This is a genomic window from Thermocatellispora tengchongensis (genome assembly GCF_014202315.1).
Lineage (GTDB): Bacteria > Actinomycetota > Actinomycetes > Streptosporangiales > Streptosporangiaceae > Thermocatellispora > Thermocatellispora tengchongensis.
Genome location: NZ_JACHGN010000005.1, coordinates 46065 through 60713, shown reverse-complemented (window position 1 = coordinate 60713; position 14649 = coordinate 46065). Strand labels below are relative to the sequence as shown.

The 14649-nt window shown below is 73.0% G+C and carries 13 protein-coding genes; 9 read left to right on the top strand and 4 right to left on the bottom strand.

Annotated elements, in window-relative coordinates; genetic code table 11:
• Window positions 1-31: 31 nt before the first annotated feature.
• Window positions 32-739: a thioredoxin-like domain-containing protein gene (locus HNP84_RS12380; protein ID WP_185049824.1), complete on the top strand. Its 708-nt coding sequence runs from the start codon at window positions 32-34 to the stop codon at window positions 737-739.
• Between the two features lie 4 nt (window positions 740-743).
• Here the strand turns inward: HNP84_RS12380 and ald are convergent, their stop codons facing one another.
• The gene (gene ald / locus HNP84_RS12375; RefSeq protein WP_185049823.1) at window positions 744-1859 is read right to left on the bottom strand and encodes an alanine dehydrogenase; all 1116 of its coding nucleotides are present in this window, start codon (window positions 1857-1859) and stop codon (window positions 744-746) included.
• Window positions 1860-2119: 260 nt separating this feature from the next.
• Between ald and HNP84_RS55985 the strand changes: the two genes are divergently transcribed.
• Window positions 2120-3244: a SecDF P1 head subdomain-containing protein gene (locus HNP84_RS55985; protein ID WP_185049822.1), complete on the top strand. Its 1125-nt coding sequence runs from the start codon at window positions 2120-2122 to the stop codon at window positions 3242-3244.
• A gap of 35 nt (window positions 3245-3279) precedes the next feature.
• Here HNP84_RS55985 and HNP84_RS12365 read toward each other — a convergent pair whose 3' ends face one another.
• Window positions 3280-5496: a molybdopterin cofactor-binding domain-containing protein gene (locus HNP84_RS12365; protein ID WP_185050242.1), complete on the bottom strand. Its 2217-nt coding sequence runs from the start codon at window positions 5494-5496 to the stop codon at window positions 3280-3282.
• Window positions 5497-5689: 193 nt separating this feature from the next.
• Between HNP84_RS12365 and HNP84_RS12360 the strand changes: the two genes are divergently transcribed.
• The 5 genes from HNP84_RS12360 (at window position 5690) to HNP84_RS12340 (ending at window position 12079) form a co-directional block, all read left to right on the top strand.
• Window positions 5690-7204 (top strand): PucR family transcriptional regulator, encoded by a 1515-nt coding sequence (locus tag HNP84_RS12360; protein ID WP_185049821.1) that lies wholly within the window; start codon window positions 5690-5692, stop codon window positions 7202-7204.
• A gap of 126 nt (window positions 7205-7330) precedes the next feature.
• A complete protein-coding gene (locus HNP84_RS12355; protein WP_185049820.1) occupies window positions 7331-8677 on the top strand; it encodes a helix-turn-helix domain-containing protein in 1347 nt (448 codons plus the stop codon).
• 130 nt (window positions 8678-8807) lie between these two features.
• Window positions 8808-9413 carry a copper resistance CopC family protein gene (locus tag HNP84_RS12350; RefSeq protein ID WP_185049819.1) on the top strand — a complete coding sequence of 202 codons (606 nt, stop codon included), beginning with the start codon at window positions 8808-8810 and terminating at the stop codon, window positions 9411-9413.
• Window positions 9410-11464 carry a bifunctional copper resistance protein CopD/cytochrome c oxidase assembly protein gene (locus tag HNP84_RS12345; RefSeq protein ID WP_185049818.1) on the top strand — a complete coding sequence of 685 codons (2055 nt, stop codon included), beginning with the start codon at window positions 9410-9412 and terminating at the stop codon, window positions 11462-11464. The genes HNP84_RS12350 and HNP84_RS12345 overlap by 4 nt, the downstream gene beginning before the upstream one ends.
• A 210-nt stretch (window positions 11465-11674) precedes the next feature.
• Window positions 11675-12079 (top strand): sensor histidine kinase, encoded by a 405-nt coding sequence (locus HNP84_RS12340; protein WP_185049817.1) that lies wholly within the window; start codon window positions 11675-11677, stop codon window positions 12077-12079.
• A gap of 15 nt (window positions 12080-12094) precedes the next feature.
• Here HNP84_RS12340 and map read toward each other — a convergent pair whose 3' ends face one another.
• Window positions 12095-12943 carry a type I methionyl aminopeptidase gene (gene map, locus HNP84_RS12335; protein ID WP_185049816.1) on the bottom strand — a complete coding sequence of 283 codons (849 nt, stop codon included), beginning with the start codon at window positions 12941-12943 and terminating at the stop codon, window positions 12095-12097.
• A 79-nt stretch (window positions 12944-13022) separates the two neighbouring features.
• Between map and HNP84_RS56690 the strand changes: the two genes are divergently transcribed.
• On the top strand, window positions 13023-13169 hold the full coding sequence (locus HNP84_RS56690; RefSeq protein WP_376771871.1) for a hypothetical protein: 147 nt from the start codon (window positions 13023-13025) through the stop codon (window positions 13167-13169).
• A gap of 14 nt (window positions 13170-13183) precedes the next feature.
• On the opposite strand, the gene HNP84_RS12325 is transcribed toward HNP84_RS56690, so the two are convergent.
• Window positions 13184-13465 carry a CBU_0592 family membrane protein gene (locus HNP84_RS12325; protein ID WP_185049814.1) on the bottom strand — a complete coding sequence of 94 codons (282 nt, stop codon included), beginning with the start codon at window positions 13463-13465 and terminating at the stop codon, window positions 13184-13186.
• A 72-nt stretch (window positions 13466-13537) separates the two neighbouring features.
• On the opposite strand from HNP84_RS12325, the gene HNP84_RS12320 reads away from it, so the two are divergent.
• Window positions 13538-14512 carry a LysR family transcriptional regulator gene (locus HNP84_RS12320; protein WP_185049813.1) on the top strand — a complete coding sequence of 325 codons (975 nt, stop codon included), beginning with the start codon at window positions 13538-13540 and terminating at the stop codon, window positions 14510-14512.
• Window positions 14513-14649: the final 137 nt, after the last annotated feature.

The window sequence follows — 14649 nt, the reverse complement described above, 5'->3', positions numbered from 1 at the left end:
ACCGGTGATTGAGCCCCCTGACGGAGGAACGATGGCGAAGGACAGGACCCAGGCGAGGCGGGAGCACCTGGCCAAGGTGCGGGCCGAGCAGAAGCGGAAGGAGCGCAGAACCGCCTTTCTCATGTGGGGCGCGGGAGGACTCGTCATCGCGCTCATCGTCGGGGTGGTGGCCTTCTATCTGATCAACGAGCGGGCCAGGACCTCGCTGGACGCGGTGGTCACCGCGAAGTACCCGGGCAGCCTGCACAAGGAAACGAAGGTCAACTACGCCGAGAACCCGCCGATGGGCGGCGAGCACCACCCGGTGTGGCAGAACTGCGGCATCTACGAGGAGCCGATCAACAACGAGAACGCCGTCCACTCCATGGAGCACGGCGCGGTGTGGATCACCTACCGGCCCGACCTGCCCAAGGCGCAGGTGGACAAGCTCAAGGAGCTCGCCTCCTCCGACTACATGCTGCTCAGCCCGTACCCCGGGCTGCCCTCGCCGGTCGTGATCAGCTCCTGGAACAACCAGCTCAAGGTGAACAGCGCCGACGACCCGAGGCTGCCGAGGTTCATCACCAAGTACAAGAACGGCCCCGACACCCCCGAGCTGGGCGCCGCCTGCGACCAGGGCACCAGCGACACGGCCGCGCAGAACCCGATCCCGACCGTGGCGCCCTCGCCGACGGCGACGCCGACGCACACGCCGACCGACCTGCCGATCCCGACGCCCAGCGCGTCGGAGGGGTCCTGACGCCCTAGCCGAGCACCCGGGCCACCGGCGTGGCCGCGAGCCCGTGCGCTTCCGCCACGGGCTCGCTGGTCAGGTGGCCCTCGTGCGCGTTCAGGCCCCGGGCCAGCGACGGGTCGGCCCGCAGCGCCTCCCGCCAGCCGCTGTCGGCGATGGCCAGCGCGTACGGCAGCGTCACGTTGGTCAGCGCGAACGTCGAGGTGTGCGGCACCGCGCCCGGCATGTTGGCCACGCAGTAGAACACCGAGTCGTGCACCCGGAAGACCGGGTCGGCGTGCGTGGTCGGCCGGGAGTCCTCGAAACAGCCGCCCTGGTCGATGGAGATGTCCACCAGCACCGAGCCCGGCTTCATCCGGGACACCTGCTCGTTGGTGATCAGCTTGGGCGCCCGCGCCCCGGGCACGAGCACCGCGCCGATGACCAGGTCGGCCTCGGCGATGGAACGCTCGATCTCGTAGGTGTTGGACGCCACCGTCTGCAGCGCACCCTGGTAGATCATGTCGGCCTGGCGCAGCCTGTCGATGTCGCGGTCGAGCAGCACCACCTCGGCCTGCATGCCCAGCGCGATGGCCGCGGCGTTCATGCCCGACACGCCCGCGCCGATCACGACCACACGCGCCGCGTGCACGCCGGACACGCCGCCCATCAGCACGCCGCGCCCGCCCCCCTGCATCATCAGGTGGTACGCCCCGACCTGCGGCGCGAGCCTGCCCGCGACCTCCGACATCGGGGCGAGCAGCGGCAGGAAGCCGCCCGGGGTCTGCACGGTCTCGTAGGCGACGGCGGTGACGCCCGAGTCGAGCAGCGCCCGGGTCAGCTCCGCGGACGCCGCGAGGTGCAGGTAGGTGAACAGCACCTGCCCCTTGCGCATCCGCGGGTACTCCTCGGGCACCGGCTCCTTGACCTTCAGCACCAGCTCGCCGCGCTCCCACACCTCCTCGGCCGACGGCACGATCGTCGCACCGGCCGCCGTGAACTGGTCGTCCGGGATCGCCGACCCGACCCCGGCCCCGCGCTCGACGATGACCTCGTGGCCGTGGCGCACGAACTCGTGCGCGCCCGCCGGCGTCAGCGCGACGCGGTACTCGTTGCTCTTGATCTCGCGGGGAACTCCGATCCTCACGACTCCTCCTGTGCGGCCGGTCCCTCCCTTTCACTGTCCGTTCCCGCAGCGTCGAGCACCACGCGCACAGTGCCTCCAATGGGCCGCCGATGATGACAATCTGTCAGTCAGAGCCCCCGTGACTCACGGGTTACCCGCCCGTCCACGGGATCGGTAGGCTCTCCCGCGAGTGACGGCTGGGATGTGGGGTCGAACCGATGGACAAGCAGCCGGTCCCGGACCTGCCTCCGGGACCGCCAGGCGCCGCCATGGCGGAGGACGTGCCTGAGCGGGGTTTCGAGCAGGGCCCGGGACCGGGCCTGGGCGAGGGCCCGGGGCACGGCCCGGCAGAGGGCCCGGGGCAGGGCCTGGGACAGGGCCCGGGGCAGGGCCCGGAACAGGGCCCGGAGAAGGGCTCTGAGAAGGAGAAGAAGGAGCCCGCCGACGACGGGCCTCGGGCCAGCCGGCTCACCACCGTCCTGCTGGCCGCCGCCCTGGTCATCGTGGTCGTGGTGACCGGCATCCTGGCCACGGTCGCGGTGCTGATGACCACCAACCCCGACATGCTGCCGGGCGGAGAGCGGCCCAAGCGGCTCGCCGTGCCGATCTTCTTCGCGCCCGTCACCAGCTCCCAGCCCGCCCCCTGCCCGGGGCAGCGCGCGGTGCTCGACGAGGAGGGCACCACCTGCTACATGCTGGCCAGCGGCGTCAAGGTGACCTCGGTGCACCGGGTCGAGGCGGTCAGGCAGCAGGACGGCACGTACGCCGTGCGCGTCGCGCTCCCCTCGCCGTTCCGCGAGCAGGTCGCCGAGCTGACCCGGGAGGTGCTGAAGAAGCAGATCGCCATCGTCACCGGCTCGAAGGTCGTGGCCGTCCCCACCGTCACCCAGGCGATCACCGAGGACAGCCTGAGCATCTCCGGCTCCTACACCAAGGAGGCCGCCGACGCGCTCGTCGCCGAGCTGCTCGGCGCGGGCGTACAGACCGGTCAGCCCACCGCCCCCGGCCAGTCCACCGGTCAGCCGACCGGTCAGCCCACGGCCCCCGGCCAGCCGACCGGCCCGGCCACCGGCCCGGCCACCGGCCCGGCCACCGGCCCGGCGACCGGTCCGGCCACCGGCCCCGCCCAGCAGCCCTCGGCGACCGGCCAGGCCACCGCCCCCGGACAGTCCACCGGAGTGCCGTCCACCGGCCCGGTGACCCGGTCCTCGCCCCCGCCCGTCGGCACCCGGCCGAGCGCCAACCCCAGCAGCACCCTCGGCGGCGCGCTGGACCAGCGCTTCCCGAGCTGCAGGGAGGCCGTCGCGGCCGGCTTCGGGCCCTACTACCGCGAGAGCCACGAGGAGTACGCGTGGTACCCCGACAAGGACCGCGACGGCGTGGCCTGCGACGCGGACGAGCTGTGACCCCTGCCCTCTAGGTCTGTGACCCCTGCCCTCGGCTAGGCGGGCAGGGCGATGTCCTGGGGCCGGATCGGCACCCGCGGCAGCGGCCGGCCGGTCGCGGCACGCACGGCCGCGGCGATGGCGGGCGTCGAGGACAGCGTCGGCGGCTCGCCCGCCCCGCGCAGCCCGTACGGCGCGGCCGGGTCGGCGTTCTCCAGGATCGACACCCGCATCGGCGGCATGTCCAGGATGGTGGGGATCAGGTAGTCGGTGAACGACGGGTTGCGCACCCGCCCGTCCACCACCTGGATCTCCTCCATCAGCGCCAGCCCGAGCCCCTGCGCCGTGCCGCCGTGGATCTGGCCCTCGAGCGCCAGCGGGTTGAGGACCCGGCCCACGTCCTGCACCGCGGCCAGCTCGACCACCTTCACCAGGCCCAGCTCCACGTCCACGTCCACCACCGCGCGGTGCACGCACAGCGCGAGCTGGGTGTGCGAGTCGCCCTGCCCGGTGACCGGGTCCATCGGGTACGTCGGCCGGTGCCGGTACTCCCGCGTCTCCTCCACCGGCCCGGATCGCTCCAGCAGCTCGGGCAGCGTGAGGCCCGGGTTCTCCTCGGCCAGCTTGTCCAGCCGCGCGCGCACCGCCTCGCAGGCGGCCTTGACCGCGCCGCCGGTGACGTACGACTGGCGCGAGGCGGACGAGGAGCCCGCCGAGCCGACCCGGGTGTCGGCCGGGGCGACCGTCACCCGGTCGATGCCCAGCTCGGTGCGCGCGATCTGCGCCTGCACCGTGACCAGGCCCTGGCCCACCTCGGCCGCGGCGGTGTGCACGAGCACGTGCGGCTCGCCGCCCGCGAGCTCGACGCGTACCCGGGCGGTGGAGAAGTCGTCGAACCCCTCCGAGAAGCAGATGTTCTTGATCCCGACGCCGTAGCCCACGCCGCGCCGCACGCCCTCGCCGTGGGTGGTCTGCGCCACCCCGCCCGGCAGCGCGCGCAGGTCGCGCCCGCCGGCGGCCGGCTCCTCGGGCAGCGGGAACGCCTCCAGCTCGCGCAGCATCTCCGCGAGCGGCGCCGGGGAGTCGATGACCTGGCCGGTGATCAGCCTGGAGCCCTGGGAGACCGCGTTGCGCACCCGCACCTCGACCGGCGAGATCCCGCACGCCTCGGCCAGCTTGTCCATCTGCGACTCGTAGGCGAAGCACGCCTGCACCGCGCCGAACCCGCGCATCGCCCCGCACGGCGGGTTGTTGGTGTACACCCCGTACGCGTCGATCGCCACGTTGGGCACCTCGTACGGCCCGGCGCCCAGCGAGGCCGCGTTGCCGACCACGGCGGGGGAGGAGGAGCGGTACGCCCCGCCGTCGAGCAGGATCTCCGCCTTGACGTAGACCAGCCGGCCGTCCTCGGTCGCGCCGTGCTCGTAGCGCATCCGGGCCGGGTGCCGGTGGACGTGCCCGAAGAACGACTCCTCCCGGCCGTAGACGATCTTCACCGGGCGGCCGGTGCGCAGCGCGAGCATGCACGCGTGGATCTGCATCGACAGGTCCTCGCGGGCGCCGAACGCGCCGCCCACGCCCGCCAGCGTCATGCGCACCTTCTCCGGCGGCAGGCCCAGGCACGGCGCGATCTGGTCGCGGTCCACGTGCAGCCACTGGGTGGCGACGAACAGATCGACGCCGCCGTCCTCGGCGGGCACCGCCAGGCCCGACTCCGGGCCCAGGGGCGCCTGGTCCTGCATGCCGACCTCGTACTCGCCGGTCACCACCACCGGCGCCTCGAACACCGAGCCCACCCGCACCGGCTGGTGCCGCAGCACGTTGCCGCCCTCCTGCACCTTGGGACAGGAGGGGTCGAACGCGGCCCGCCACGGGTCGGTGACGGCCTCGGTCACCTCGTAGTCCACCACGATCGCCGCCGCCGCCCGCCTGGCCCGCTCGGGATGGTCGGCCGCGACGAGCGCCACCGGCTCGCCCTGGTAGCGCACCCGGTCGATGGCCAGCACCGGCGTGTCGGGGTGGTCGAGCCCGTGGAACTTCAGGCCGGGCACGTCCTCGTGGGTGAGCGCGCACAGCACGCCCGGCATCGCCAGCGCGGGCGTCACGTCGATCGAGCGGATGCGCGCGGACGGGTGCGGGCTGCGCAGCGTCACACCCCAGACCATGTCGTCCAGCCACAGATCGGAGGAGTACGCGAACTCCCCGGTCACCTTCAGCGTGCCGTCAGGACGCAGAGCGCTCGCGCCCACGCCCCCCGCCACGCGCGTGTCCATGCCGCTCACGGCCCCTCCTCCGCCGGGGCCGAGGGCATGCCGCCGTGCCCATCGGCTCGCCCGCTACGCTCCCTCACAGCGGCAGTACACCAGCCCGGCCGGCCTCGGCCTAGGCACGGGCGCGATGAAACGCCGGGCCCGGCGGCGCAGCGGGCTTGTATCTTCCTCCAAACCCGCCGGGTTACGCTTTGCTGTGCGCATCCGTGATCTGCTCGCGATCGGCGAACTCGGCATCACCGTCCTGTCCGGTGCGGAGCATCTGGACCGCGAGTTCACCGCCGTGCACATCACCGACCTGCCCGACCCGCGCCGCTACCTGGCCGGCGGCGAGCTGGTGCTCACCGGGCTGATGTGGCGGCAGGGGCCGGGCGACTCCGAGCCGTTCGCCGCGGCGCTGGCCGAGGGCGGCGTGGTTGCCGTCGGGGCCGGTCTGGCCCGGCTGGGCGAGGTCCCGGCCGACTTCGTCGAGGCATGCCGCGCGCACCGGCTGCCGCTGCTGGCCGTGCCCACCGAGGTGTCGTTCAAGAGCATCAGCGAGCTGCTGGCCGCCCGGCTGGCCGCCGACATGCGCGACGCGCTCGGCCGCCACCGCCGCATCGTGGCCGCGGTCGCCGAGGGCGCCGGGCTGGCCGAGCTGTTCGCGCTCATGGTGCGCGAGCTGGACGTACGCGGCGCGGTCGTCTCGGCCGTCGGCGAGGTGATCGCCGGCGACCAGGCCGGGCTGCCGACCGCCCGGCTGGCCAGGGAGTACCTGCTCGCACCCCGCCTGCCGCACGTCGTGCGGCTGCCCGAGGGCACCTACACGATCTTCGGGGTGGGCCGGGCCCACCGGGCGGCCGGGTGGGCGCTGGTGTGCGCGGGCGACCTGGCCGAGCGGGCCGACGTCGGCTACGAGCTGGCCGCGTGCGTGGCCCTGGAACGCACCCGGATGGAGGAGGGGCGGCGGGTCGAGCGCAGGCTGGCCGAGCAGCTCATCGGCGCGGTGGCGGTGGGCGGGGAGCCGGGAGAGGTGGCCGCGCGCCTGCGCACCTGCGGCATCGGCCCCGACGAGCCCTACTGCGTGCTCAGCGCCACGGCCGCCCGCGCCGAGGCCACCAGGGGACCCGACCGGGCGACGCTCGGCGGCCGGATCGTGGAGGAGCTGCTCGGGCGGCGGATCGTGGCGCCCGTCCACGCCGACGGCGCGCTCGCCCTGGTGCCGCTGGACGACCCCGGCGCCGGCCCCGGCGAGCTGGCCCGGCGGATCGGCGAAGGGATCGCCGCGCTCTCGGCCGGGGTGCCCGGCCTGCGGCTGTCGGTGGGCATGAGCGCCACGCTGAGCGGGCCGGGGGCCCTGCGCGGCGGGATCGAGGAGGCGCGGCACGCCCGGCGCCTGGCCGAGATGCGTAACGGCGGCCTGGTCACCAGCGATGAAATCTACACGCACACGCTTCTGCTCGCCACCGTGCCCGACGACGTGCGCCGGACCTTCGCCGCGCGCCTGCTGGAGCCGCTGTTCGACTACGACCGCCGGCACCAGTCGGAGCTCGTGCGAACGCTCGGCACGTTCCTCGAGTGCGCGGGCTCGTGGAACGCGTGTGCCGAGCGTATGCACGTACATGTGAACACGGTGCGATACCGCATCCGGAGGGTAGAGGAACTGACCGGGCGCGACCTGTCGACGATGACCGACCGCGTGGACATGTTCCTCGCCTTACGCGCAGGCTAACAGCAAATGGGGACTCCGAAGGAGCTAAGGGAAGACCCCGGGGCCTCGGCGGCCGTAGCATGTGCAGGAGTGGCCACGAAGGCCGACAAAAGTACAGCAAGGGCGGCGAGTGTCAGGTATCGGCGCATGTGTCGCTCCGCTCGTTGGGTTGGTTCGCAGACATTTTCGCAAGGGGTTCGGGTGAGTCAAGATCTCGTAGGTCAGCGCATCAAGGCGATCCGGCGTCAACGGGGTCTTTCCCAGGCGCAGCTCGCCCATCCCGAGCTGTCGGACAGTTATGTATCTCTTATCGAAAGCGGCAAGCGAACGCCAACCCCGGCCGTGCTGGAGCTGCTCGCCGCCAAGCTCGACTGCTCGCTGAGTTACCTGGTCAACGGGGTCACCGCGGAGCAGATGCAGGAGCTGGAACTCGAACTCGGCTACGCCCGCATGGCGCTGGAGAACGGCGAGGTGATGGAGGCCCGCCGCCGCTACGCCGAGCTGGTGGCCGACAACAACCTCGCCGGGCTCGCCCACCTCCGCCGCGACGCCGAGTACGGCCTGGCGCTGGCCATGGAGGCGTGCGGCGACCTCGACGCGGCCATCGCCACGCTCAACGGCCTGCGCGCCTCCGCCCCCGAGACCATGACCCCCGAGCGGCACATCGCGGTCGCCATGGTGCTCTCGCGCTGCTACCGCGAGCGCGGCGACCTCACCGCCGCCGTGCAGATCGGCGAGCAGATCCTGATGAGCGGCGCCCGCCCGGTGTGGACCGACGAACTGGTCGAGCTGGGCGCCACGCTCCTTGGGGCCTACCTGGTCCGCGGCGACATACTGCGGGCCCGCCACTTCGCCGCCGAGCTGCTGGCCGCGGCCGACATGCTCGGCAGCCCGCGCGCCACCGTCGCCGCCTGCTGGAACGCCGCCCTGATCGCCGAGAAGGCCGGGCACGGCGAGGAGTCGCTGGCGCTGGTGGAGAAGGCGCTGGCCATCCAGTCCGAGACCACCACCGATCCCCGCAACCTCGCCCGGCTCAGGCTCGCCCAGACCGCGCTGCGCTTCCGGGTCCGGCCCGACGAGGCCGAGGAGTGCCGCGAGATCATGCTGCGCTGCCGGCGCGAGCTCGCCGAGTCCTCGGCCGGCGTCGGCGACCGGGCCGAGTGCGAGGTCGAGCTGGCGATGGTCGAGCTGAGCCTGGGCAACCGCGACAAGGCGATGGCCCACGCCGAGGCCGCCTGCGAGCTGGTGACCGAGAGCGCGATGAGGACCGACCCCGACTGCAGCCTCGTCCTGGGCGCGGCCCTGGCCGCCGCCGGACGCGGCGAGGAGGCCCGCGACGCCATCGCGGCCGCCCGGCGCAACCTGGAGCGTGTCACGCTCGCCAGCGCCACCGCGCCGCAGTGGCGGGCGGTGGCCGAGGTGCTGGAGAGCGCCGAGGACCACGAGGGCAGCGTGGCCGCCTACCAGCGCGCCCTGGCCTGCGCCGGCCTCTGACCCGATCCGGTCCCGGACCGGCTTCACGTGGCGCCGTCCCCGGCCGGGGGCGGCGCCGTCCGGGTGTCACGGGCCCGTTCGGCGGCGCGAGGTCGGGACCGGGGCGGGGGGTCGGTAGCCTGGGGGTGCCATGAAGACTTCCCCGCTCGGCGCCGCGCTCTGGCTGCCGCTCGCCGTCATCGCCGTCCTGCTCGGCCTCGCCGCGCCCGCGCTCGCCCACGACGCGCTCAAGCGCAGCGACCCGGCCAAGAACGCCGAGGTCGAGAGCGTGCGAGAGGTCACGCTGGAGTTCACCGGCAAGGTGCGCCTGCCGACCGTCCTGGTCACCGGCGCCGACGGCTCCCGCCACCACAGCGGCGAGGCCGAGGTCGAGGGCACCGTGGTCACCCAGGCCGTGACCGGGCCGCTGCCCCCGGGGAAGTACACGATCGCCTACCGCGTGGTCTCCTCCGACGGCCACCCCATCGAGGGCGAGATCCCGTTCACCGTCGTCGGCGGCGCCTCCGCGTCCCCCACGCCCGCCGCCGCCGAGAGCACCCCCGAGAGCACCCCCGCGACCAGCCCGGCCGAGACCGCGACCACCCCGGCCCCCGCCGCCCCCGCGACACAGGTCGCGGCGACCCGCGAGGAGGCCGGGGGCGGCGGCATCCCGGCGTGGCTGTGGATCGCGGTCGGCGGCCTGGCCGGCATCGGCATCGGCATGTACTTCAGTCTGCGGCCGAAGAAGCGGCCATGACCGGGCGGAGCGAGGGGAGCATGGGCACGGCCTCCAGGGGCGCGGATCGGGGAGCGCCCACCGGGCGGGTCGCCCGCATCGCGGTCCTGGCCGCGGCGGCCGCGGTCGTCGCGCTCGCCGTCGCGATGCTGGCGGGCGGGGCGGCCACCCCGCGGATCATCCCCGGCCTGCCCGACGAGGGCCCGTTCACCCGGTGGGGCCTGCCGATCTCCAAGCTGACCATGGACGTCGCCGGCCTGGTCACCGTCGGCGCGCTGCTGATGGCCGCCGCGTTCCTGCCCGGCGACAAGGGCATGCTCGGCAAGGCCGCGCTGGGCTACGTCCGCGCGGCCTCCTGGAGCGCGCTGTGCTGGGCGGTCGCCGCCGCGGCCACGATGGTGTTCACGCTGTCGGAGTCGATCGGCGTGCCGGTGCTGGACGTGATCGCGGGCAACGAGCTGATCAGCTTCGCCAGCCAGGTCTCCCAGGGCATCGCGCTCACCCTCGTGGTGCTGTTTGCCGTCGCCATCGCGCTGTTCTCCCGTGGCGCGATCACCTCCGGCGCGGCGGCCGGGCTGCTGCTGCTCGCCCTGGCCACGCTGTTGCCGCCCGCGCTGACCGGCCACTCCTCCTCCTCGCCGAACCACTCCCTGGCCACCAGCGGCGTCGCCTTCCACCTGGTCGCGCTGGCGCTGTGGGTGGGCGGGCTGGCCGTGCTGTGCGCGCACGCGCTGCTCAAGCGCCCCCAGGTCGAGATCGCGGCGGCGCGGTTCTCCCGGATGGCGCTGTGGTGCTTCGTCGCCGTCGGCCTGTCGGGCGTGTTCAGCGTCATGGCCCGGCTCACCTCCGTCACCGAGCTGTTCACCACGGCGTACGGGCTGCTGATCGTGGTCAAGGCGGTCCTGTACGCCGGGCTGGGCGCGGTCGGCTGGTGGCACCGGCGGCGCACCCTGCCCGAGCTGGAGCGCGGCAGGCCGGGGGCGTTCGCCCGGCTCGTGGCCGGCGAGCTGGTGCTGATGCTCGCGGTCGTCGGCGTCGCCGTGGCCCTGGGCCGCACCGCCCCGCCCGAGAGCCCGCTGCCGGTCGATCGGGCCTTCGAGCTGCTCGGCTACCCGGTCCCGCCACCGATCTCGTTGGCCAACCTGGTCACGCTGTGGTGGTTCGACCTGTTCTTCGCGGTGGTCGCCGCGCTGCTGACCGGCCTGTACCTCGCCGGCGTGTGGCGGCTGCGCCGCCGCGGCGACGCCTGGCCGTGGGGACGTACGATCTCGTGGCTCGTCGGCGTGCTGATCATGGTCCTGGCCACCCAGAGCGGCCTGGCCCGCTACGCCCAGGTGCTGTTCAGCATGCACATGGTCGAGCACATGACGCTGTCCATGATGGTGCCGATCTTCCTGGTGCTCGGCGCGCCGGTCACGCTGGCGCTGCGCGCGCTGCGGCCCGCCACCCGCCGCGGCGACCGGGGGCCGCGCGAGTGGGTGACCGTCATCCTGCACAGCCGCGCGGTCAAGGTGCTCTCGCACCCGGCCGTCGCCACCGCGATCTTCATCGTCTCGACGTACGCGCTGTACTTCACGCCGCTGTTCGCCGCCGCGATGGAGGAGCACCTCGGGCACATCGCCATGACCGCCCACTTCCTGATCAGCGGCAGCCTGTTCTTCTGGGTGATCATCGGCGTCGATCCGGCGCCGTACCGGCTGCCGCACGTGGGGCGGCTGCTGACGCTGTTCGTCACGATGCCCTTCCACGCGTTCTTCGGCATCGCGCTGATGATGATGGGCACCCCCATCGCCTCCGACTGGTACGACCAGCTCGGCCGCACCTGGGGGGTTTCCGACATCGCCGACCAGCAGACCGGCGGCGCCATCGCGTGGGGCTTCGGTGAGATCCCCACCCTGGTCGTGCTGCTGGCGCTGGCCATCCAGTGGTGGCGCGACGACGACCGCAGGGCCCGCCGCGCCGACCGCAGGGCCGACGCCGTCGCCGCGCGCACCGGGGGCAGCGGCGACGCCGATCTGGACGCGTACAACGACTACCTGGCCGAACTCAACAAAAGGGATCGCGCTCAGTAAAGAGGGCGGTACGAAATAGCCTCCCCGCCACGGATGGCTATCTTCCAGCTTCGCCCCCGTGACCAGGCGGGTAGCCTGACGGGTGGGGGAGAGGCATCAGCGGGGCGGCGCTCCCGTGCCGCACCGGGTTTCCTCGGGGGCAGCGCGCGGGCATGCGACCCGTCCGGGGGAGCGGTGGTGTCCGGCGTGCGGAAGGGCGTTGGTGGCGAAGTGACCGAGGAAACCCGCATGCGGGGGGGCCGCAGTCTGGCCGAGGCGATCGAGGAGCATCTCGACGAGTGGTCCGAGCGCACCGGCATCACCGTCGAGGTCTGGGCGCTCCCCAAGGGGCACGTGCCGGTCGCGCTGTCGCGGGCCGTGATGACCGTGCTGCGCGAGGCCCTGTCCAACACCGCCCGGCACAGCCACGCCCGCACCGTCGCCATCGCGATCACCATGGCCCCCTCGGGGCTGCGCATGACCGTCAGCGACGACGGCATCGGCTTCGCCGAGCCGGTGACCGGCCGCGGCATCGCCGCCATGCGCGCGGCCTTCGCCGAGGTGGGCGGCGCCGTGCGGGTCAACAGCGTGCACGGCGAGGGCACCACGGTCTCGGCCGCCGCCCCGGCGAGCTGAGGGGCGGGCCGGGGATCAGGGCAGGGTCAGGATCTCGTGGCCGGTCTCGGTGACCAGCACGGTGTGCTCGAACTGGGCGGTGCGCTTGCGGTCCTTGGTCACGGCGGTCCAGCCGTCGTCCCAGATCTCGTAGTCGATGGTGCCCAGGGTCAGCATCGGCTCGATGGTGAACGTCATGCCCGGCACCATGACCGTCTCCAGCGACGGGTCGTCGTAGTGGGGCACGATCAGGCCGGAGTGGAAGGTCGTGCCGATGCCGTGGCCGGTGAAGTCGCGCACCACGCCGTAGCCGAACCGCTTGGCGTACGCCTCGATGACCCGGCCCACGACGTTCAGCCTGCGGCCGGGGGCGACCGCCTTGATGGCCCGGTTGGTGGCCTCGCGGGTGCGCTCGACCAGCAGGCGCGACTCCTCGTCCACCTCGCCCACCAGGAAGGTGGCGTCGGTGTCGCCGTGCACCCCGCCGATGTAGGCGGTGATGTCCACGTTCACGATGTCGCCCTCTTGCAGCACCGTGTCGTCGGGGATGCCGTGGCAGATCACCTCGTTGATCGAGGTGCACAGCGACTTGGGGTAGCCGCGGTAGCCGAGCGTGCTGGGGTAGGCGCCGTGGTCGCACAGGAACTCGTGGCCGATCCGGTCGAGCTCGTCGGTGGTCACCCCGGGGGCGACGTGCCTGCCGACCTCCGCCAGGGCCTGAGCGGCGATCTTGCCCGCGACGCGCATGCGCTCGATGATCTCGGGGGTCTTGACGTCGGGCTCGCCCGTGCGCGGTGACTTCTTTCCGACGTACTCCGGCCGTTCGATCTGGGCGGGGACCTTGCGAGTGGGCGAGATCCGCCCGGGCTGGAGCAGTGTCGTCATGCCCGCAAGTCTAGTTCGGCCGCGGAGCGGGCAGGATTGGGCTGTGAGCGATGGTCGTTGGTGGTTCTGTTTGAAGCACATGCGTGTCGAGCCCGAAGAGGGCTGTCCCAACAAGGACCGCATGGGACCGTACGAGAGCGAGGCCGCCGCGGCCGATGCGCTGAAGACGGCCGCGGAGCGGAACAAGGCCTGGCGCGAGGCCGACCGCGACTGGGACGGCGACTGACAGCGAGACGAGCGCTACCCGTCATGGCGCGGCCCGGCGGGCGCCGACGCCCGGGAGCGGGCCGCGACCAGGCGGGTCAGCGCGACCACGCCGATCAGGCACCAGATCACGTTGAGGATCGCCGACGGCCAGGCCGCGAAGTACGCCGAGTTGACCATGAGCCCGAACGCCCCGGCCAGGTTCATCACCTGGTACACCGGGCCGTCGCCGCGCAGGCGGGAGGTGGAGACGAGACCGTAGCCGAGCAGCAGGACGGCCGCCCCCGCCCAGCCGATGACGTCGATGAGAAGCGACACACGGGTATGGTCGCCGCAGACGACGCTGCAGCACAAATAACGAATTCTTAAGCGGCGCGTAAGCTGACCTGCATGGAGATAGATCCCCGGCGGCTTCGCATCCTGCACGAGGTCGCCAGGCGGGGCGGCGTCATGCGCGCCGCCGAAGCGCTGCACCTGACCCCCTCCGCCGTCTCCCAGCAGCTCGCCCAGCTCGAACGCGAGGTACGGCTGCCGCTCGTGGACCGCTCGCGGCGCCGGGTCACGCTCACCCCCGCCGGCCGGGTCCTCGCCGGATACGCCGAGCGCATCGAGGAGGAACTGGTCGAGGCCAGGCGGGAGCTGATCCGCTTCACCGAGCGCCTGGCCGGCCCCGTCGCCATCGCGGCGTACCCCACGGTGATCCGGCACCTGCTGCTGCCCGCGATCGGCGCCCTGGCGCAGGAGCACCCCAAGATCGTCCCCTCCATCCGCGAGATGTACGGCCCGCCCGCCCTGCACGCGCTGCGCCTCGGCGAGGTGGACGTCGCCATCACCGAGCAGGACATGAGCCTCCCCCTGCCCGTCCAGCCCTCGATCGCCGTCCACCCCCTGTACGTGGACGAGTACCGCATCGTGGCCCCGCCCGGATGGCCGGAGATCCCGCGCGAGGTGGCCGACCTCGCCGAGCTGCCCTGGGTCGCCGGCGTCCCCGACCAGGCGTGCGGCCAGGCCCTGGAACGCCTGGCCGGCCTGCACGGCTTCACCCCGCGCCGGGTGCACGTGATCCAGGAGTTCCCGCCCACACTGGCGCTGGTCGCGGCCGGGCACGGCGTGGCGATCGTGCCGGAGCTGGCCCTGCTCGAAGTCCCCGCCGGCGAGGTGGTGGTCACCGACATCGGCGGCGTCGGCGCCCGGCGAATCGACGCGGTGACCCGCGTAAGCAGGACCAGATCAGGCGAACCCGACCCGGTGCAAGCCGTCGTCGTCTCCGCCCTCCGCCAGGCCACCGACCTCCTGGCCCCCCAACTCGCCCACCGCTTCCACCCCACCCCCCAACCGCCGCCCGAGGGTGATCTTCGCGCATGACGCACTCCTCAGGGGCGAACGCCATCGCTCCGAGGTGGTCGAATCCACTTCACTCTCTACAGACGCAAAGTGGTCTCTAACTGATGCCGGCCCCCGCCTGCAAACGCATCCAGTCGGCTGTGGCTGCGCACCAGACC

Excerpts from the sequence above, each read along its gene's own strand:
- HNP84_RS12320 (WP_185049813.1), top strand. The coding sequence starts at position 13,538 with ATGGAGATAGATCCCCGGCGGCTTCGCATCCTGCACGAGGTCGCCAGG.
- HNP84_RS12365 (WP_185050242.1), bottom strand. The coding sequence starts at position 5,496 with ATGGACACGCGCGTGGCGGGGGGCGTGGGCGCGAGCGCTCTGCGTCCT.
- HNP84_RS56690 (WP_376771871.1), top strand. The coding sequence starts at position 13,023 with ATGCGTGTCGAGCCCGAAGAGGGCTGTCCCAACAAGGACCGCATGGGA.
- HNP84_RS12355 (WP_185049820.1), top strand. The coding sequence starts at position 7,331 with ATGTGTCGCTCCGCTCGTTGGGTTGGTTCGCAGACATTTTCGCAAGGG.
- map (WP_185049816.1), bottom strand. The coding sequence starts at position 12,943 with ATGACGACACTGCTCCAGCCCGGGCGGATCTCGCCCACTCGCAAGGTC.
- HNP84_RS12380 (WP_185049824.1), top strand. The coding sequence starts at position 32 with ATGGCGAAGGACAGGACCCAGGCGAGGCGGGAGCACCTGGCCAAGGTG.
- HNP84_RS12345 (WP_185049818.1), top strand. The coding sequence starts at position 9,410 with ATGACCGGGCGGAGCGAGGGGAGCATGGGCACGGCCTCCAGGGGCGCG.
- HNP84_RS12350 (WP_185049819.1), top strand. The coding sequence starts at position 8,808 with ATGAAGACTTCCCCGCTCGGCGCCGCGCTCTGGCTGCCGCTCGCCGTC.